The sequence below is a fragment of the Azospira oryzae genome (assembly GCF_004217225.1).
GTDB classification, from domain to species: domain Bacteria; phylum Pseudomonadota; class Gammaproteobacteria; order Burkholderiales; family Rhodocyclaceae; genus Azospira; species Azospira oryzae.
Map to the genome: position 1 here is coordinate 426,141 of NZ_SHKM01000002.1, position 19,535 is coordinate 445,675.

At 67.2% G+C, this 19,535-nt stretch carries 15 protein-coding genes; 9 read left to right on the forward strand and 6 right to left on the reverse strand.

The genetic code is table 11. The features are described from left to right. The first annotated feature begins 25 nt into the window (after positions 1-25). The 5 genes from EV678_RS11085 (at position 26) to EV678_RS11105 (ending at position 8,753) form a co-directional block, all read left to right on the forward strand. Entirely contained in the window at positions 26-1,273 is a 1,248-nt protein-coding gene (locus EV678_RS11085) for a TolC family protein (protein ID WP_130459582.1), read from the forward strand. Next, positions 1,273-2,460, forward strand: a complete 1,188-nt coding sequence (locus EV678_RS11090; RefSeq protein ID WP_130459583.1) for an efflux RND transporter periplasmic adaptor subunit — start codon at positions 1,273-1,275, stop codon at positions 2,458-2,460. Before EV678_RS11085 ends, EV678_RS11090 begins: the two co-directional genes overlap by 1 nt. Before the next feature lie 117 nt (positions 2,461-2,577). Continuing rightward, positions 2,578-5,688, forward strand: coding sequence for an efflux RND transporter permease subunit (locus tag EV678_RS11095; RefSeq protein ID WP_130459584.1), 3,111 nt, complete (start codon positions 2,578-2,580; stop codon positions 5,686-5,688). A gap of 18 nt (positions 5,689-5,706) precedes the next feature. After that, positions 5,707-6,045: a P-II family nitrogen regulator gene (locus EV678_RS11100; protein WP_014236002.1), complete on the forward strand. Its 339-nt coding sequence runs from the start codon at positions 5,707-5,709 to the stop codon at positions 6,043-6,045. A gap of 83 nt (positions 6,046-6,128) precedes the next feature. Continuing rightward, positions 6,129-8,753, forward strand: coding sequence for a bifunctional diguanylate cyclase/phosphodiesterase (locus EV678_RS11105; RefSeq protein WP_130459585.1), 2,625 nt, complete (start codon positions 6,129-6,131; stop codon positions 8,751-8,753). Here the strand turns inward: EV678_RS11105 and EV678_RS11110 are convergent, their stop codons facing one another. The 6 genes from EV678_RS11110 to EV678_RS11135 all read right to left on the reverse strand — a co-directional run bounded on the left by EV678_RS11110 (position 8,754) and on the right by EV678_RS11135 (position 15,453). Further along, positions 8,754-9,794, reverse strand: coding sequence for a septal ring lytic transglycosylase RlpA family protein (locus EV678_RS11110; RefSeq protein WP_130459586.1), 1,041 nt, complete (start codon positions 9,792-9,794; stop codon positions 8,754-8,756). Continuing rightward, complete coding sequence (gene rodA / locus EV678_RS11115; protein WP_130459587.1) at positions 9,791-10,891, reverse strand: rod shape-determining protein RodA; 1,101 nt, start codon at positions 10,889-10,891, stop codon at positions 9,791-9,793. Before rodA ends, EV678_RS11110 begins: the two co-directional genes overlap by 4 nt. After that, positions 10,878-12,779, reverse strand: coding sequence for a penicillin-binding protein 2 (mrdA, locus tag EV678_RS11120; protein WP_014235998.1), 1,902 nt, complete (start codon positions 12,777-12,779; stop codon positions 10,878-10,880). Before mrdA ends, rodA begins: the two co-directional genes overlap by 14 nt. A 10-nt stretch (positions 12,780-12,789) precedes the next feature. Then, positions 12,790-13,311, reverse strand: a complete 522-nt coding sequence (gene mreD, locus EV678_RS11125) for a rod shape-determining protein MreD (RefSeq protein WP_014235997.1) — start codon at positions 13,309-13,311, stop codon at positions 12,790-12,792. A gap of 3 nt (positions 13,312-13,314) precedes the next feature. Further along, entirely contained in the window at positions 13,315-14,253 is a 939-nt protein-coding gene (gene mreC, locus EV678_RS11130) for a rod shape-determining protein MreC (protein ID WP_014235996.1), read from the reverse strand. 156 nt (positions 14,254-14,409) lie between these two features. Further along, a complete protein-coding gene (locus tag EV678_RS11135; protein WP_014235995.1) occupies positions 14,410-15,453 on the reverse strand; it encodes a rod shape-determining protein in 1,044 nt (347 codons plus the stop codon). Positions 15,454-15,580: 127 nt separating this feature from the next. Here EV678_RS11135 and gatC point away from each other — a divergent pair, with 127 nt between their 5' ends. From gatC to gatB, 4 genes are all read left to right on the forward strand, one after another. After that, the gene (gene gatC / locus EV678_RS11140; protein WP_014235994.1) at positions 15,581-15,868 is read left to right on the forward strand and encodes an Asp-tRNA(Asn)/Glu-tRNA(Gln) amidotransferase subunit GatC; all 288 of its coding nucleotides are present in this window, start codon (positions 15,581-15,583) and stop codon (positions 15,866-15,868) included. Positions 15,869-15,932: 64 nt separating this feature from the next. Continuing rightward, positions 15,933-17,402, forward strand: coding sequence for an Asp-tRNA(Asn)/Glu-tRNA(Gln) amidotransferase subunit GatA (gatA, locus tag EV678_RS11145; protein WP_130459588.1), 1,470 nt, complete (start codon positions 15,933-15,935; stop codon positions 17,400-17,402). A 5-nt stretch (positions 17,403-17,407) separates the two neighbouring features. Next, positions 17,408-17,944 carry a hypothetical protein gene (locus tag EV678_RS11150; RefSeq protein ID WP_235832454.1) on the forward strand — a complete coding sequence of 179 codons (537 nt, stop codon included), beginning with the start codon at positions 17,408-17,410 and terminating at the stop codon, positions 17,942-17,944. Between the two features lie 28 nt (positions 17,945-17,972). Further along, entirely contained in the window at positions 17,973-19,430 is a 1,458-nt protein-coding gene (gatB, locus tag EV678_RS11155; RefSeq protein WP_014235991.1) for an Asp-tRNA(Asn)/Glu-tRNA(Gln) amidotransferase subunit GatB, read from the forward strand. Positions 19,431-19,535: the final 105 nt, after the last annotated feature.

The window sequence follows — 19,535 nt, forward strand, 5'->3', positions numbered from 1 at the left end:
GCATGGCCTTTGCTGAGACAACCCCATGAAAACCAAGATCGCTCTCCTCTCCCTGCTGGGACTGCTGCTGTGCGGCAGCGCCCTGGCCGATGTCTATTCCCTCGACCAGTTGCTGGAACTGGCCCGCTCCGGCAACCGGGGCCTGCAGGCCTCCCGCGACGCGGTGGAGGCGGCCCGCTCCGGCGTCACCACCGCCGGCGCCTTCCCCAACCCGGAGATCGAATACCAGAGCGGCGACGCCAAGGCCCGGGTAGCGGGCGCCAATCCCGGCAACGTCAAGACCATGACCTTCACCCAGCGCCTGGACCTGCCCTGGGTGCGTTCGGCCCGCATCGACGCCGCCAGCGCCAATCTGGAAGCCACCAGCGCCGCCGGCCGGGGCTACGAGCATGAAGTGCTGGCCAGCGTGAAGCTGGGCTACTACGAGGTGCTGCGGCGCCAGGCCGAACTGAAGGCGGCCCAGGAAGACCAGGCCCTCATGGAAGCCATCCGCACCCGGGTCAGCGTGCGGGTCGGCGTCGGCGAGGCGCCCCGCTACGAGCTGATCAAGGCCGATGCGGAACTGCTCAATGCCCAGAAAGTGACCCAGAGCACCCTGCTGCGCCTGACCCAGGCCAAGGCCGCCCTGCGCCGCAACGTGGGCACCGGCCTGCCGGCGGACTTCGAAGTACCGGCCACCACCCAGCTGCCCCTCAACGTGGGCAGCCTGCCCGAACTGCGCCAGACCCTGCTGCAGCGCAGCCCGGACCTGGCCCAGGCCCGGGCCCAGCTGACCCAGGCCGAACACCAGCTGGACCTGCAGCGCCGCATGCGCACCCCGGAAGTGGCGCTCAAGGCAAGCAGCGACGAAGAGCCGGACCTGAAGACCTCCCGCGTCGGCATCGCCGTCACCATTCCCCTGTGGGACCGCCGCTCCGGCCCCGTGGGCGAGGCCAGCGCCAATCTTTCCCGGGCCCGCAACCTGCTCGAGCAGATGGAATTCGGTCTCGGCCAGGCCCTGGAAAACGCCTACCAGCAGCACCAGATCGCCGCCGCCCAGGTCAATGCCCTGGAGCAGGGCATCGTGCGCCAGGCCGAAGCCGCCCTCAAGGTGGCCGAATCGGCCTACCGCTTCGGCGAGCGCGGCATTCTCGACTACCTGGACGCCCAGCGGGTGTACCGGGCCGCCCGCAACGAACTGATCGCCGCCCGCTATGAACTGCGGGCCGCCGCCGTGGACATCGAACGTCTCACCGGCGCCCTGACCGCTCCCGCCCAAGAGGAAAAGCACTGATGTCCGCCCCCGCCCCCCAGTCCCCGCGTAGCGCGCGCCGCCTCGCCCCCGCCTTCACCGCCCTGCTCCTGGCCGCCGGCGTCAGCCTGCTGACGGCCTGCGGCAAGGAGCCGGCCCCGGTCGCCGCCGCCCCCACCGACCCCAATCTGGTGACCGCGCCGGAAGCCCTGCAGGCCCAGCTGAAGCTGGCGCCGGTGGGCAGCGTGCCGGTCAGCGAGACTCTGCGCGTGGCCGGCCGCCTGGACTTCGACGAGCAGCGTATCGCCCGCATCGGCGCCACCGTCACCGGCCGCGTCACCCAGATCAGCGGCCAGCTCGGCCATGAGGTGAAGGCCGGCGAACCCCTGGCCATCATCAACTCCACCGTCCTCGGCGAAGCCCAGCTGACCTTCCTCAAGGCCAACGCCCGGGCCAGCCTGGAACGGAACAACGTGGAGCGGGCCCAGCACCTCTTCGCCGCCGACGTCATCGGCAAGGCCGAACTGCAGCGCCGGGAAAGCGAAGCCGCCGTGACCCAGGCCGAACGCCAGGCGGCGGAAGACCAGCTGCGGGTGCTGGGCATGGCGCCCCGGGACATCGCCTCCCTCGCCAGCCGCGGCACCATCAACTCCCTCACCCCGGTGGTGGCCAGCATTCCCGGCACCCTGGTGGAACGCAAGGTGACCCAGGGCCAGGTGGTGGAACCGGCCGACGCCCTGTTCACCGTGGCCGACCTTTCCCGCCTGTGGGCCGTGGCCGACGTGCCGGAGCAGCAGGCCGCCCTGGTGCGCACCGGCCAGTCGGTGGAACTGGACATTCCCTCCCTGGCCGGCGAAAAGCTCACCGGCCGGCTGATCTACATCAGCGACACCCTCAACCCGGAAACCCGCACCGTTCTGGTGCGCACCGAAGTGGAAAACCCGGACCGCCGCCTCAAGCCGGCCATGCTGGCCACCATGCTCATCGCCGGCAAGGCCATGCCCAAGCTGGCCGTGCCCGCCGCCGCCGTGGTGCGGGAGGACAACAACGAGCACGTCTTCGTCCAGGTCGCTCCCGGCCAGTACCGCCTGACCCCGGTCATCCTCGGCGCCGAAGCCGGCGGCGTGCGGCCGGTGCAGTCCGGCCTCAAGGAAGGCGAAGTGGTGGTGGTGGAAGGCGCCTTCCACCTCAACAACGAACGCAAGCGCAAGGAGCTGGAGGGCAGCTGAGCCCCGGCTCCGGTTTTCACAGGCAGCATCGCCACAACGCAGTAAAGACGCCACTCTTCACATACATATGCTGGAGAGTGGCTTGCTGATTGCCTTTCCGGGCATCGAAGGAATGTCATGATCGAATCCCTGATTCGCGCCGCCCTCAAACAACGCCTGATCGTCGTCGTCATCGCCGTCGCCCTGCTGGTGTTCGGCCTCAACGCCGCGCGCAAGCTGTCGGTGGATGCCTTCCCCGACGTCACCAACATCCAGGTGCAGATCGCCACCGAGGCCCCCGGCCGCTCGCCGGAGGAGGTGGAGCGCTTCGCCACGGTGCCCCTGGAAATCGCCATGACCGGCCTGCCCGGCCTGACGGAGATGCGTTCCCTGAACAAGCCGGGCCTCTCCCTCATCACCCTGGTGTTCACCGACAGCACCAACGTCTACTTCGCCCGCCAGCTGGTCATGGAACGCCTGCTGGAAGTGGGTTCGCGCCTGCCCGAGGGCATCACCCCGGTGCTCGGCCCCGTCTCCACCGGCCTCGGCGAAATCTACCAGTACACCCTGGAGCGGCCCGACGACGGCGAGCGGGCCCTGACCCCGGAGGAGCTGACCCAGCGCCGCGTCGCCCAGGACTGGGTGGTACGACCCCTGCTGCGCTCCATTTCCGGCGTCGCCGAAATCAACTCCCAGGGCGGCTTCGTCAAGCAGTACCAGGTGCTGGTGAACCCGGACAAGCTGCGCCACTTCAAGCTCACCGTGGCCGACGTGTACCAGGCCGTGGGCCGCAACAACGCCAACTCCGGCGGCGGCGTGCTGCCCCACTACGCCGAGCAGTACCTGATCCGCGGCGTGGGCCTGGTGCGGGACCTGGACGACATCCGCTCCATCGTGCTGAAGGAGCGGGACGGGGTGCCGGTGTACATCCGCGACGTGGCCACGGTGGACCTGGGCCATGCGGTGCGCGAGGGCGCCCTGGTGAAGAACGGCGTCACCGAATCCGTGGGCGGCGTGGTGATGATGCTGGCCGGCGGCAACGCCAAACAGATTGTCGGCCGCATCCAGGAGCGCGTGAAGGAGATCAACGACAAGGACATGCTGCCTGGCGGCCTCAAGATCGTGCCCTACTACGACCGCTCCGAGCTGGTGGACGCGGCCCTGTGGACCGTGACCAAGGTGCTGATCGAAGGCGTCTTCCTGGTGGTGGTGGTGCTACTGCTGTTCCTCGGCGACCTGCGCTCCTCCATCATCGTCGTCGCCACCCTGGTGCTGACGCCCCTGCTCACCTTCATGGCCATGAACCAGATCAACCTCTCGGCCAACCTGATGTCCCTGGGAGGCCTGGCCATCGCCATCGGCCTCATGGTGGACGGCTCGGTGGTGGTGGTGGAAAACGCCTTCGCCTACTTGGGGCGCAAGGCGGAAACGGGGGAATCGCGCATCCGCATCATCTTCAACGCGGTCAAGGAAGTGGCGACGCCGGTGATCTTCGGCGTCGGCATCATCATCCTGGTGTTCCTGCCCCTGATGACCCTGCAGGGCATGGAGGGCAAGATGTTCGCCCCCCTCGCCTACACCATCGCCATCGCCCTGGCCGTCTCCCTGGTGCTGTCCCTGACCCTGTCGCCGGTGCTCTGCTCCTACCTCTTGAAGGTGCCGCCTGGCCAGGGCGACCACGACACCCGGGCCATCGCCGCCATGAAGAAGCCCTACCTGAAGATGCTCAACTGGTCCCTGGCCAACGGCAAGAAGACGGTGACCCTGTGCGTCGGCGTCTTCGTCGCCACCCTGGCCATCCTGCCCTTCCTCGGCACCGCCTTCATCCCGGAGATGAAGGAAGGCTCCGTGGTGCCGGGCATCAACCGGGTGCCCAACATTTCCCTGGATGAATCCATCAAGATGGAAATGCAGGCCATGAAGCTGGTGATGGAAGTGCCGGGGGTCAAGTCCGCCGTCTCCGGCGTCGGCCGCGGCGAATCGCCGGCCGACCCGCAAGGCCCCAACGAATCCACCCCCATCGTCAGCCTCAAGCCGCGCAGCGAATGGCCCTCCGGCTGGAACCAGGACGACATCGCCGAGGCCATGCGCGACAAGCTGAAGGCCCTGCCCGGGGTGCAGATCGTCATGGCCCAGCCTATCTCCGACCGGGTGGACGAAATGGTCACCGGGGTCCGTTCCGACATCGCCGTGAAGGTTTTCGGCGACGATCTGGACACCCTGAAGAAGAAGGCCGAGGAAATCGCCAAGGTGGCCCAGTCCATCCAGGGCGCCCAGGACATGCGGGTGGAGCGCATCTCCGGCCAGCAATACCTGATCATCGAGATCGACCGCCAGGCCATCGCCCGTCTCGGCCTCAACGCCGCCGACGTGCACGACGTGATCGAGACCGCCATCGGCGGCAAGGTGGCCACCGACGTCTATGAAGGCGAACGCCGCTTCTCCGCCACCGTGCGCCTGCCCAAGGAATTCCGCAACGACGTGGAAGCCATCCGCCACATCCTGGTCAGCGCCCCCGGCGGCGCCCAGGTGCCCCTGGAAGCCCTGGCGGAGATCCGCCTGGCCGACGGTCCGGCCCAGATCAGCCGGGAGACGGCCAAGCGCCGCATCGTGGTCGGCGTGAACGTGAAGGACCGGGACCTGGGCAGCTTCGTCGCCGAACTGCAGCAGAAGGTGGCAGAGAAGATCAAGCTGCCGGAAGGCTACTACCTGGAGTGGGGCGGCCAGTTCCAGAACATGGAGCGGGCCCTGGGGCACCTCACCATCATCATCCCCATCACCATCGGCGCCATCTTCTTCCTGCTGTTCCTGCTCTTCAATTCGCTGCGCATGGCCAGCCTCATCATCCTGGTGCTGCCCTTCGCCTCCATCGGCGGCATCATCGGCCTGGCGGTGACCGGCGAGTACCTCTCGGTGCCGGCCTCGGTGGGCTTCATCGCCCTGTGGGGCATCGCCGTGCTCAACGGGGTGGTGCTGGTATCCTATATCCGCAGCCTGCGCCAGGAAGGCGCCAGCCTTGACGAAGCGGTGACCAAGGGCGCCATCCTGCGCTTCCGCCCGGTGATGATGACGGCGACGGTGGCCATGCTCGGCCTCATCCCCTTCCTCTTCGCCACCGGCCCCGGTTCCGAAGTGCAGCGCCCCCTGGCCATCGTGGTCATCGGCGGCCTCATCACCTGCACCCTGCTGACCCTGGTGGTGTTGCCCACCCTCTACCGCTGGTTCGACGAAGAACCGGTGGAAGCCTAACTGTAAGGAGACGCACCGATGAAGGAAATCAAGGCCGTAGTGCGCCCCAACAAGCTGCCCGCCCTGCGCGAAGCCCTGCGGGACATCCCGGGCTTTCCCGGCATGACGGTGAGCAAGGCGGAGGGCTGCAGCGCGCCCTCCCGCCACGTGCCGCACAACATCAAGGAAGAGCTGACCGACTACACCCCCAAGGTGCGCATCGAGATCATCGCCGACGACGACCTGGCCACGGTGATCGTGGACCGCATCATCGCCGTCTCCCAGACCGGCCAGATCGGCGACGGCCTGGTGTGGGTGACGCCGGTGGACCGGGCCGCCTTCATCTTCAAGACGATGCCGGGCAAGGATTCCATCTGAACCCGGCGCCGGGTTGATTTGATCCAGCGCAAGGCAGATTTCACGATGCGGCAGGCATCATGGGGCGATGGAGGTAGTCGCCGATGCCGTTTCCCCCCCATCCCCCCTGGCCAGCTTTTCCCGAGACAGAGCAGTGCGCCGCCGGCCCCCGGCCGGGCGCACCGTCCCGGGCTGCCTGGCTGGAGCGCCTGAGCCGGGCCGAGTTTCTGGCCCAGGCCGGGCTGGAGGAGATTTACCCCTACCTCACCGAAACCGCCGCCCGGCTGCTCGGCGTGGACCGGGTCGGCATCTGGCTGTTCGACGACAGCCAGCGCACCATCCGCTGCGCCGATCTCTTTGAACGGGCCGGCGGCTGCCACAGTAGCGGCCAGCGCCTGCAGGAGGCCGACTGCCCGGCCTACTTCGCCGCCCTGGAAAGCGGCGAGCCCATCGTCGCCGACGACGCCCTGCACCACCCGGCCACCCGGGACCTCAACGACGCCTACCTGACGCCCCATGGCATCGGCGCCCTGCTCGACTACCCGGTGCGCCAGCAGGGGCGCCTGGCCGGCGTTCTCTGCCACGAGCAGGCGGGGCCGGCCAGGCCCTGGAACGAGGAACAGCGCCTGCTGGGCGTGGCCCTGGCCAACCTGGTGAGCCTGGCCCTGGAGCACGCGGCCCTGCGCCAGAGCCAGGCCCAGTTGCACTCCCTGGAGGAGCGCTACCTGCGCCTGCTGGAGTTCTGTCCCACGGGCATCATCCATTACGACACCGAGCTGCACATCACCTACAGCAACCAGCAGTTCGCCAACATCATCGGCGTACCCCTGGAGCGGCTGCATGACCTGGACATGGCCAAGCTGCAGGACCAGCGCCCCCTGCCGGCCCTGGCGGCAGTGCTGGAGGGCCGCACCGGGCGCTTCGAGGGCGAATACCGCGCCAGCCTCAGCGGGCGCCAGCTGTGGGTTTCCCTGGTGGCGGCGCCGGTGCTGGACCAGGGCGGCCAGCTGCTGGGGGGCATCGCCATCGTCGAGGATGCCACCGAGCGCAAGCGCGCCGAACTGCAACTGCGCCAGCTCTCCCGGGCGGTGGAGCAGAGCCCGGCCACCATCGTCATCACCGACACCAACGGCGTCATCGAGTACGTCAATCCCAAGTTCACCCGCACCACCGGCTACAGCGCCGAGGAGGCGGTGGGCCTCAAGCCCAGCGTGCTCAAGTCCGGCGAGACGCCCCTGGAGGTGTACCAGGAGCTGTGGTCCACCATCGCCAGCGGCGGCCAGTGGGAAGGGGTGTTCCACAACCGGCGGCGCAACGGCGAGCTGTACTGGGAACACGCCACCATCTCCCCCATCACCGACGACAACCAGCGCATCACCCATTTCGTTGCGGTGAAGGAGGACATCACGGAAAAGCGCCGGCAGGAGGACCGCATCCACCAGCTGGCCTATTTCGACGAACTCACCGGCCTGCCCAACCGCACCCTGCTGCACGACCGGGTCAGCCAGTGCCTGGCCGCCGCCGAGCGGGAACAGGAGACCCTGGCCCTGCTCTTCATCGACCTGGACAATTTCAAGACGGTGAACGATTCCCTCGGCCACTTCACCGGCGACCGCCTGCTGCAGTCCGTGGCCCAGCGCCTCAAGGGCTGCGTGCGGGATTCGGACACGGTGTCGCGCCTGGGCGGCGACGAATTCGTGGTGGTGCTGGCCGACGCCCAGCTGGACGGGGCCTCCCAGGTGGCGCGCAAGATCATCGACCGGGTGGGCCAGCCCTTCGTCATCGACGGCCACCAGCTCACCGTCACCCCCTCCATCGGCATCAGCCTCTTTCCCCACGACGCCCGGGACTTCCAGAGCCTGCTGAAGAACGCCGACACGGCCATGTACCAGGCCAAGGAATCGGGGCGCAACGCCTACCAGTTCTTCACCGCCGAAATGAACGTGCTGGCCTTCGAGCGCCTGGTGCTGGAGAACGCGCTGCGCCAGGCGGTGGAGCGGCAGGAATTCGTGCTGCACTACCAGCCCCAGGTGGACATGGGCAGCGGCCGGGTCATCGGCGCCGAGGCCCTGGTGCGCTGGCTGCACCCGGAGCTGGGCATGGTGCCACCGGCCCGTTTCATTCCCGTGGCCGAGGATTCTGGCCTCATCGGCGCCATCGGCGACTGGGTGCTGTACGAGGCCTGCCGTCAGAACCGGGCCTGGCAGGAGGCCGGCCTGCCGGCCATCCCCGTGGCGGTGAACCTCTCGGCGGTACAGCTGCGCCAGAGCGAGCTGCACGAGAGCGTGGCCGAGCTGCTGCGCCGCACCGGCCTGGAATCGCGCTACCTGGAGCTGGAACTGACGGAACGCACGGTGATGGAGGATGCGGAAGCCACGGTGCGCTGCCTGCGCCGCCTGGACGAAATGGGGGTGATGCTGTCCATCGACGACTTCGGCACGGGCTATTCCAGCCTCTCCTACCTGAAGCGTTTTCCCATCGACAAGCTGAAGATCGACCAGAGTTTCGTCCGCGACATCGTTGCCGATGCGGACGACCAGGCCATCGCCGTGGCCATCATCAGCATGGGCCACAGCCTGCGCCTGCGGGTCATCGCCGAGGGAGTGGAAACCGCGGAGCAGCTGGAGATCCTGCACCGCCACGGCTGCGACGAGGCCCAGGGCTTTCACTTCGGCCGCCCCATGCCGGCGGACGAGTTCGCCGCCTACCTGGCCAGGCGCAACGCCTGATCAGCGAGTGACGAAAGTGGGCTTGAAGCCCAGGGCCAGGCGGATGCGCTCGGCCACCTTGTCCGCCTCCATGCGGTCCCGGTAGGGGCCGACGTGGATGCGGTGCATGCCGCCCTTGCTCTGGATCTGGATGGCGTCGGTGAGCCAGTCCAGTTCCCGGGCCAGCTTGGCCTTCAGGCTTTCCGCATTGTCCTGGCTGGAGAAGGCGCCAAGCTGCAGGAAGACATTGCCGACGCCGGCGGCGGCAGCCGGGGCGGGTGCCGCCGCCAGCGCGGCGGCCGGCTCGTCCTGGGCCTGGGCCGCCATGGCCATTTCGGCGATGGGGTCCCGCTCCTCCCGCGCCGGCGCCGGGCGGGCTTCCTGGCGTGCCGTCTGGCGCTTGATGGCGGCCACTTCCAGGGCCGGCGCAGCGGCATAGGTGGCGCCGGGTTCGAGGACGATGGATTCCACTTCCACCGCGGTGCTGCCGTTGGCCACGTAGCCGAGGCGGTAGGCGGCGGTGAAGGAGAGGTCGATCACCCGGTCGGCATGGAAGGGCCCACGGTCGGTGATGCGCACGATGACCGACTTGCCGGTGGCCACGTTGGTGACCCGGGCGTAGGAGGGAATGGCCAGGGTCGGGTGGGCCGCGGTCATGGCGAACATGTCGTAGGGCTCGCCGATGGAGGTCTTCTGGCCGTGGAATTTCTTGCCATACCAGCTGCCGATGCCGCGCACCTTGTAGGGCTGGAGCCGGGTCATGGGCACGTATTCCTTGCCCAGCACCACGTATGGCCTGTTGGCGAAGCGGTGCAGGGGCTCCCAGCGGGGTTCGGCATCGGGAATGTCGTCGATGTTCTCGGGAATTTCCTCGGGCAGGCCGTCGTCCTTGTAGAAGCCGCCGCCCCGGCGGGCCAGGGGATTGGGCTTCATGCCGCTCTTGGCCGGCAGCCGGGCACCGGCCTCCGGCGCCCGCTCAATGCGCGGCGCCGGGCCGCCACAGGCCGCCAGCAGGGCCAGCAGGAAGGCGCCGCACAGGCCCGGCAGGAGAGAACGCTTCATTTCTTCACCAGCATGCGATGGGTGTGGATGCTCATCAGGATACCGAGGCCGAGGAACAGGGTCACCAGGGCCGTGCCGCCGTAGCTGACGAAGGGCAGGGGCACCCCCACCACCGGCAGGATGCCGCTCACCATGCCCATGTTGACGAAGGCGTAGGTGAAGAAGTTGAGGGAGATGGCGCCGGCCAGGAGACGCGACGACAGGGTCGGGGCGTTGGCGGCGATCATCATGCAACGGCCGATGAGCAGCAGGTAGAGGAGCAGCAGTACCAGGTTGCCGATCAGGCCCCATTCCTCGGAGAAGACCGCGAAAATGAAGTCGGTGTGCTTTTCCGGGATGAACTCCAGGTGGGTCTGGGTACCGTTGAGCCAGCCCTTGCCGATGATGCCGCCGGAGCCGATGGCGATGGTGGACTGGATGATGTGGTAGCCCGTCCCCAAAGGATCGGAGGTGGGGTCGATGAGGGTCAGGATGCGCTTGCGCTGGTAGTCGTGCAGCATGGTCCAGGCGAAGGGCGCGGCGGCGGCGCCGGCGGCGATGAGGCCGACGATGACCTTCCACGACAGGCCGGCGAAGAAGATGACGTAGAAGCCGGCGGCCAGCACCAGGATGGCGGTGCCCAGGTCCGGCTGCTTGATGATGAAGGCCACCGGCACCAGCAGCAGCATGGAGGCCGTGGCGTAGTGGCGCCAGCGCAGGGCCGCCTCGTGCTTGTGGAAGTACCAGGCCAGCATCAGGGGCATGGCGATCTTCATGATCTCGGAGGGCTGGATGCGGGTGACGCCGACATGCAGCCAGCGCCGGGCCCCGTTCACCTTGATGCCGAACAGCCACACCGCCAGCAGCAGGATCACCCCCAGCACGTAGAGGGGCACGGCGAAGCGCAGCAGCTTCTGGGGCGGCACCTGGGCCACCATCCACATCACGGAAAAGGCGATCAGCAGGTTCACCGCCTGGGGCCCCATGCGGCTCAGGCCGATGTAGGTGGCGGAATAGACGGTGGCGGTGCCGATGCCCAGGATCACCAGGGCAATGGTCAGCAGGGGGCCGTCCAGGTGCTCGATGGCCTTGCACCAGTAGCGCCTAATGGCCTCCATCGTCGCCCTCCTCGTCCTCGTTGGCCGGGCCCTTGGGCACCTTGCCGAGGATGTAGTAGTCCAGCACCATGCGCGCGATGGGGGCGGCAGCGGCGGCGCCGAAACCGCCGTTCTCCACGATCACCGCCAGGGCGATCTTGGGCTGCTCCGCCGGGGCGTAGGCGATGAACAGGGAGTGGTCGCGCAGGTGGTGCTTGGTGGCGCCCTCCACGTACTTCTCGCCCTTCAGGCTGAACACCTGGGCGGTACCGGTCTTGCCGGCGGATTCGTAGCCGGCGCCGGCGAAGGCCCGGGCCCCGGTACCGGCCTTGTTCACGCCGACCATGGCGTTCTTGATCACCGCCAGGTGTTCCGGCTTGAGCTTGAGGTCGCGGATGGGCTGGGGCTCCACCATGGTCTTCTCGCCGCTGCGGCTGTTGGTGATGTACTTCACCAGATGGGGCCGGTACATGACCCCGTCGTTGGCGATGGTGGCCACCGCCTGGGCCAGCTGGATCGGCGTGTAGGCGTTGTAGCCCTGGCCGATGCCGATGGAGATGGTTTCCCCGGCATACCATTTCTGGTGCTCCGGCTTCTTGAAGCGGCGCTTCTTCCAGGCCTGGGAGGGCAGCACGCCCTCGCTCTCACCCTGGATGTCCACCCCGGTGCGCTGGCCCAGGCCCAGCTGGCCCATGAAGGCGGCGATGTTGTCGATGCCCATGTCGTTGGCCAGGATGTAGTAGTAGGTGTCGCAGGATTCGACGATGGACTTGTACATGTCCACCATGCCGTGGCCGCCCTTCTTGTCGTCCCGGAACTGGTGGCCGCCGAAGTTGAAATAGCCCGGATCGGCGATGGCCTGGGAGGGGGTGCGCTTGCCCTGGACCAGGGCCGCCAGGGCCATGAAGGGCTTGAAGGTGGAACCGGGCGGATAGGCCGAGTAGATGGCCCGGTTGAGCAGGGGCTTGTCCGGGTCGGTGTTGAGGCCGTCCCAGTCGTCGCCGCGGATGCCGTCCACGAACAGGTTGGGGTCGTAGGTGGGCTTGGAGACCAGGGCCAGGATGCCGCCGGTGGACGGTTCGATGGCCACCAGGGCACCGCGGCGGCTGCCGAAGGCCTGCTCGGTGATCTCCTGCAGCTTGGAGTCCAGGGTCAGGGACAGGTTGTTGCCGGACACCGGCGCCGTGCGCGACAGCACCCGCACCGCCCGGCCACCCGCATCCACTTCCACTTCCTCGTAGCCCGTCTCGCCGTGCAGCTGGAACTCGTAGTTCTGCTCCAGGCCGGCCTTGCCGATGTGCTCGGTGCCCTTGTAGTTGGGCGTCTGCTCGGCGTTGTCGATGGTCTCCAGATCCTTGTCGTTGATCCGGCCCATGTAGCCCAGGGCATGGGAAGCCACGTCCCCCAGAGGATACTGGCGGAACAGCCGGGCCTTCACCTCGACGCCGGGGAAACGGTAGCGGTTGGCGGCGAAGCGGGCCACCTCGTCGTCGGAAAGGCGGGTGCGGATGGGGATGGACTCGAAGTTTTTCGACTCCTCCATCAGTTTCTTGAAGCGCTTCCTGTCCTTGGGCGTGATGGGGATCAGGGTGCCGATCTGCTCGATCACCGTCTCCAGGTCTTCCTGCAGGCGGGAGGGGGTGATTTCCAGGGTGAAGGCGGAATAGTTGCGGGCCATCACCACCCCGTTGCGGTCCACGATCAGACCCCGGTTGGGGATGATGGGTACCAGGGAAATACGGTTCTCTTCGGCCCGGGTGGAGTAGTAGTCATGCTTCACCACCTGCAGCCAGAAGAAACGGGCAAAGAGGATGACGAAGCACAGCAGCACCATGCCGGCGGCGAAGCCGAGGCGGAAGCGGAACTGCTCCTGTTCCCGGTCCGAACTGCTGAGGTCGGTATAGCGCATGGCCTGCTGCTTAGATGGGGCGGTTCTCGTCCCGCTCCACGGGCTGGTACTGGGGCAGGAGCAGGACGTAGGTGGCGGGAACCCAGAGCAGGGCCGCCACCAGGGGGCCGATCAGGTAGCCGAAGCCGGGGAAGGCAGCGCCGGTGGCCATGCGGGCGGCAAGCTGCAGGACCTGCACCATGAACAACAGGGGAAAGACCTGCAGCGCCTGCTGCAGCAGGGGAAACCACAGGATGCGGCGGGACAGGCTGGAGGCGATGTAGCTCATCAGCACGTAGGCCAGGGCGTGCTGGCCCATGAGGCTGCCGTCGGCCACGTCCATGGCCAGGCCCAGGATGAAGGACCAGCCCATGCTCACCTTGCGGAATTCGCGCACGCTCCAGAAGCACAGCACCAGGGCCACCCAGTCGGGCACCCCGGGCCAGTGGGCGGTGGGCATCAGATTGAGCAGCAGGGCCAGCACCAGGGTCAGGGTGATGAACCAGGGACGGACCGGCAGCAGGATGCGGGAGGAGGTAAAGGTCGGCTGCATGGCTTAGTTCCCGACGCTGCGCTTGATGCGGCGCACCTTGGAGGAGGCAGGCTTGTCACCTTCGGCCGGGGTGGCGGAGGCCTCGGCCGGCCGGGGCGGCAGGGCCTCCCGCGGGTTGAGGATCATCACTTCGCCGAAATGCTCGACCCCGGCCACCGGGACGCAGATGATGCGGGCGAAGGAGTAGGTAGTGTCCCGCTCCATGTGCACCACCTTGGCTACCGGGAAGCCGGCGGGGAAGATGCCGTCCAGGCCCGAGGTCACCAGCACGTCGCCGTTCTGCACGTCGGCGTTGGCCGGCATGTAGCGTAGCTCCAGCTGGCCGTTGCCGAGGCCGAAGACGACGGAGCGCAGGCCGCTGCGCACCACCTGCACGGGCACGGCCTGGTCCTTGTCGGTGATCAGGGTGATTTCGGAAAGCAGGGGATAGACCCGGGTCACCTGGCCGATGACGCCCAGGTGGTCCACCACCGGCTGGCCGGCCAGCACGTTGTCCTGCATGCCCTTGTCCACGATGACGCGGCGGGAGAAGGGGTCCCGGGCGGCATAGAGGATCTGGGCCAGCTGGCCGCCGGTGGGCAGGCGCTCCTTGACCCCCAGCAGCTCGCGCAGGTGGCGGTTCTCCGCCTCCAGGTGCTGGTGCCGCTGCAGGATGGTGGCCGCCTCCAGCTGGGTATGCTTGAGCTGGTCGTTTTCCTTCTGCAGGGAGATCAGGCTGGCGAAGTACTCGTCCACCTGGGAGAAGCCCTTGGAGGGCGCATGGGCCAGCATCTGCAGGGGAGTGGTGAACACCGCCACGCCCTGGCGCACCCATTCCAGGTAATGGAACTTGTGGTCCAGCACCATCAGGGAGATGGAGAGGCCCAGATAGAGGGAGAGCAGGGCCAGGGGAGCCGGGCCGCGCTTGAAGAATGGCGGTGGAGAGTGGTCGATGCCGGCCACGTCAGACTTTCCGGGGGGTTACATGACCGCGCCGCGAAGGCTGCGGAAAAAACCAAGCCCCGGCACTGGCCGGGGCGGTGGTGGGAAGGGAGGAGAGCGGGGTGTCGGGGATCGGCTGGCGTTCCCGTTCCATGCTCATCCTCACCCGGTGCGGCCTTACTCGGAGGCGAAGATGCTGCCGAGCTTGTCCATCTTTTCCAGCGCCATGCCGGAGCCGCGCACCACGCAGGTCAGCGGGTCCTCGGCGACGATCACGGGCAGGCCGGTCTCTTCCATCAGCAGACGGTCCAGGTCCCGCAGCAGGGCGCCGCCGCCGGTCAGGACCATGCCCTTCTCGGCGATGTCCGCGCCCAGTTCGGGCGGGGTCTGTTCCAGGGCGCTCTTCACGGCGGAGACGATCTGGTTCAGGGGATCGGTCAGGGCTTCCAGGATTTCGTTGGAGGAAATGGTGAAGCTGCGGGGAATGCCCTCGGCCAGGTTGCGGCCCTTCACTTCCATTTCCTTCACTTCGGAGCCGGGGAAGGCGGAGCCGATTTCCTTCTTGATGTTCTCGGCGGTGGTCTCGCCGATCAGCATGCCGTAGTTGCGGCGGATGTAGTTGATGATGGCTTCGTCGAACTTGTCGCCGCCCACCCGCACGGAACCGGCATAGACCATGCCGCCCAGGGAGATGACGCCCACTTCGGTGGTGCCGCCGCCGATGTCCACCACCATGGAGCCGGTGGCGTCGGCCACGGGCAGGCCGGCACCGATGGCCGCGGCCATGGGTTCCTCGATCAGGTACACCTGGGAGGCGCCGGCGCCGATGGCGGATTCGCGGATGGCGCGACGTTCCACCTGGGTGGAGCCGCAGGGCACGCAGATGATGATGCGCGGCGAGGGGGAGAACATGCGGGAATCGTGGACCTTCTTGATGAACTGCTTGAGCATCTGCTCGGTCACGGTGAAGTCCGCGATCACGCCGTCCTTCATGGGGCGGATGGCGGTGATGGAGCCGGGGGTCTTGCCGAGCATCTGCTTGGCTTCCTTGCCGACTGCCTGAATGGTTTTCTTGGCGTTGGGTCCGCCTTCGAGGCGGATGGCGACCACAGAGGGTTCGTCGAGAACGATGCCCTGACCGCGCACGTAGATCAGCGTGTTGGCGGTGCCCAGGTCGATGGCCAGGTCGTTGGAGAAGTAGCTGCGGAGAAAGCCGAACATGGGGTATTGAATCCGTAAAACAGCGGGGAGAAGGGGATTTATGATACCTTATATCGCTTTGCAGCATAAGTTTTTGCCTAGAATTTAATCACCCGGCGCTTCGCCGGCTTTCACCCCCAGCCAGCCCATGTCCCTTACTCCCGATCAGGTCCGGCGCATCGCCCATCTTGCCCGCATCGAAACCTCCGAAGCGGAAGTCCAGACCACCCTCGAGCACCTCAACGGCATTTTCTCCCTGATCGAGGAAATGCAGGCCGTGAACACCCAGGGGGTCGAACCCATGGCCCACGCCCAGGACCTGGCCCAGCGCCTGCGGGACGACGTGGTCAGCGAAAGCGACCGCCGCGCCGCCTTCCAGGCCGTGGCGCCGGAAACCGAAGCCGGGCTCTACCTGGTGCCCAAGGTCATCGAATAGGCGGGAGCGCTGCCGCGCCCTTGCTTCGCGCCCTCCCCTGCCCCCGACTCGCTCCCTACCGACCATGCTCAATTCCAGCCTTAAAGAACTCGCCCAGGCCCTGGCCGGCAAGAAGATCTCCAGCGTCGAGCTGACCCAGCTGTATCTGGACCGCATCAACCGGCTCAACCCGGCCATCAACGCCTACGTCTCCACCCAGCCGGAGCGCTCCCTGGCCCAGGCCAAGGCGGCCGACGCCCGCCTCGCCGCCGGCGACGCCGGCCCCCTGACCGGCATCCCCCTGGCCCAGAAGGACATCTTCTGCGCCGAGGGCTGGCTCACCACCTGCGGCTCCAAGATGCTGGCCAATTTCGTCAGCCCCTACGACGCCACGGTGATCCAGAAATTCGACGCCGCCGGCGCCGTGAATCTGGGCAAGACCAATATGGACGAGTTCGCCATGGGCTCCTCCAACGAAACCTCCTTCTTCGGCCCGGTGAAGAACCCCTGGGACCAGAGCCGCGTTCCCGGCGGCTCCTCCGGCGGTTCCGCCGCCGCCGTGGCGGCCCGCCTGGCCCCCGCCGCCACCGGCACCGACACCGGCGGCTCCATCCGCCAGCCCGCCGCCCTGTGCAACCTCACCGGCCTGAAGCCCACCTACGGCGTGGTTTCCCGCTGGGGCATGATCGCCTTCGCCTCCTCCCTCGACCAGGCCGGCCCCATGGCCCGCTCCGCCGAGGATTGCGGCCTCCTGCTCAACGCCATGGCCGGCTTCGACCCCAAGGATTCCACCAGCCTGGAACGCCCGGTGGAGGACTACACCCGGGAACTGAACGCCCCGGCTGCCGCCAAGCCCCTGGCCGGCCTCAAGATCGGCCTGCCCAAGGAGTTCTTCGGCGAAGGCTGTGACGCCGCCGTGATGGCCGCCATCCAGGCCGCCATCGAGCAGTACAAGGCCCTCGGTGCCGAGATGGTGGAAGTGAGCCTGCCCAACATGAAGCTGTCGGTGCCGGCCTACTACGTCATCGCCCCGGCCGAGGCCAGCTCCAACCTGTCCCGCTTCGACGGCGTGCGCTACGGCTACCGCGCCCCCGAGTACGACAGCCTGGACGACATGTACGCCAAGAGCCGGGCCCAGGGCTTCGGCGCCGAGGTGAAGCGCCGCATCCTGATCGGCACCTACGTGCTCTCCCACGGCTACTACGACGCCTACTACCTGCAGGCCCAGCGCATCCGCCGGCTGATCGCCGAGGATTTCGTCGCCGCCTTCAAGCAGTGCGATGTGATCCTGGGGCCCACCAGCCCCTCCACCGCCTTCAAGCTCGGCGACAAGGCCGGCGACCCGGTGCAGATGTACCTTTCCGACATCTACACCATCGCCGTGAACCTGGCCGGCCTGCCCGGCATGTCCCTGCCCTGCGGCTTTGCCGAGGGCCTGCCGGTGGGTCTGCAGCTGATCGGCAACTACTTCGACGAAGCCCGCCTGCTCAACGTCGCCCACCGCTACCAGCAGGTCACCGACTGGCACGGGCGCGCGCCCGCCGGCCTGGAGTAAGGCGGATGGGGCTGCCTGGTCGCCGCGGCGCATGGGTACTGGTTCTTGGCGGCATCATCGCCACGATCCTTGCCGGATGCGCCACGCCGCCCCCCCCTGCCGAACCTCTGCCGGACAACGTGGCCAGCGAACCGCCGCCGGCGGACAAGTACGATTTCAGCCGGCCCCTGAAGCACCTCAACGGCCGCAACCTGAAGCCCATCCCCACCCGGCCCCTCAACGTCGCCGGCAACTGCGCCTTCCGCGATCCCACCGGCTACCGGGGCAACATCCAGCTGCAGGTGAAGGAAGCCCAGGTGCAGCGCTTCACCGCCAAGGTGGATGTGCCGAAGAAGGGCTCCTGCCAGTTCGCCCTGAAGGACTTCCGCCAGGTGGAAACCCTGCCCCAGGTGCGCCTGGCCGCCGCCGACGGCTGCTCGGTGCGCATGTGGGAGCAGGACAAGAAAGTGACGGTGGCCTTCAACGGCTGCCAGGCCCAATGCAGCGGTGAGGCCGTGGATTACCTGTGGCCCATCCAGCTGGAACGCCGCAGCTGTTTTTAACGCTTGAATTTTTGCTTTCGAGAACGACATGAGCGCACGCAACTGGGAAGTGGTCATCGGCATCGAGACCCACGCACAGCTCTCCACCCAATCCAAGATTTTCTCCGGCTCCTCCACCGCCTTCGGCGCCCAGCCCAACGTCCAGGCCAGCGCCGTGGACCTGGCCCTGCCCGGCGTGCTGCCGGTGCTGAACCGGGGCGCCGTGGAATGCGCCATCAAGTTCGGCCTCTCCATCGGCGCCGAGGTGGCGGCAAAGTCCGTCTTCGCCCGCAAGAACTACTTCTACCCGGACCTGCCCAAGGGCTACCAGATCAGCCAGTTCGAGCTGCCGGTGGTGGTGGGCGGTGGCGTGCGCATCCAGGTCGGCCAGGGTGACAAGGCCTACGAGAAGGTGGTGCGCCTGACCCGTGCCCACTTGGAAGAGGATGCCGGCAAGTCCCTTCACGAGGACTTCCACGGCAAATCCGGCATCGACCTCAACCGGGCCGGCACCCCCCTGCTGGAAATCGTCACCGAGCCCGACATGTGCTCCTCCGCCGAGGCCGTGGCCTACGCCAAGGCCCTGCACGCCTTGGTGCGCTGGATCGGCATCTGCGACGGCAACATGCAGGAAGGTTCCTTCCGCTGCGACGCCAACGTCTCTGTGCGCCGCCCCGGCGAGCCCCTGGGCACCCGTCGCGAAATTAAGAACCTCAACTCCTTCCGCTTCCTGCAGCAGGCCATCGACTACGAAATCCAGTGGCAGATCGACACCCTGGAAGACGGCGGCAAGATCCAGCAGGCCACCGTGCTGTTCGACCCGGATTCCGGCGAGACCCGGGTCATGCGCACCAAGGAAGACGCCCACGACTACCGCTACTTCCCCGATCCCGACCTGCTGCCCCTGGTCATCTCCCGGGAGTGGGTGGAGCGCACCAAGGCCACCCTGCCGGAGCTACCCGAAGCCAAGCGCCAGCGCTTCATGGAGCAGCTGGGCCTCTCCGCCTACGACGCCACCGCCCTCACCGCTTCCCTCGAAGTGGCCGACTACTTCGACGCCGTGGTGACCGCCGCCGGTGCGGCCAACGCCAAGAGCGCCGCCAACTGGGTCATGGGCGAACTGTCCGCCCGCCTCAACAAGGAGGACAAGGACATCGCCGCCTCCCCGGTGAGCGCCGCCCAGCTGGCCGGCCTCATCGCCCGCATCGCCGACAACACCATCTCCAACAACATCGCCAAGAAGGTGTTCGAGGCCCTGTGGAACGGCGACGGCGCCAGCGCCGACGAAGTGATCGAGAAGCAGGGCCTGAAGCAGATCACCGACACGGGCGCCATCGAGAAGCTGGTGGACGAGGTGCTGGCCGCCAACGCCGCCAACGTGGCCGAGTACAAGGCCGGCAAGGAAAAGGCCTTCAACGCCCTGGTGGGTCAGGTAATGAAGGCGGCCAAGGGCAAGGCCAATCCCCAGCAGGTGAACGACCTGCTCAAGGCCAAGCTGGGCGGCTGATTGCCAGGCCCTGGCCAGACTCCCGAAAAGGGCAGCAGCAGCTGCCCTTTTTCTTTGTCGGCCCCGCTTTTTCCCGGATTTGATTCACCTCTTTCCGGAACGGGG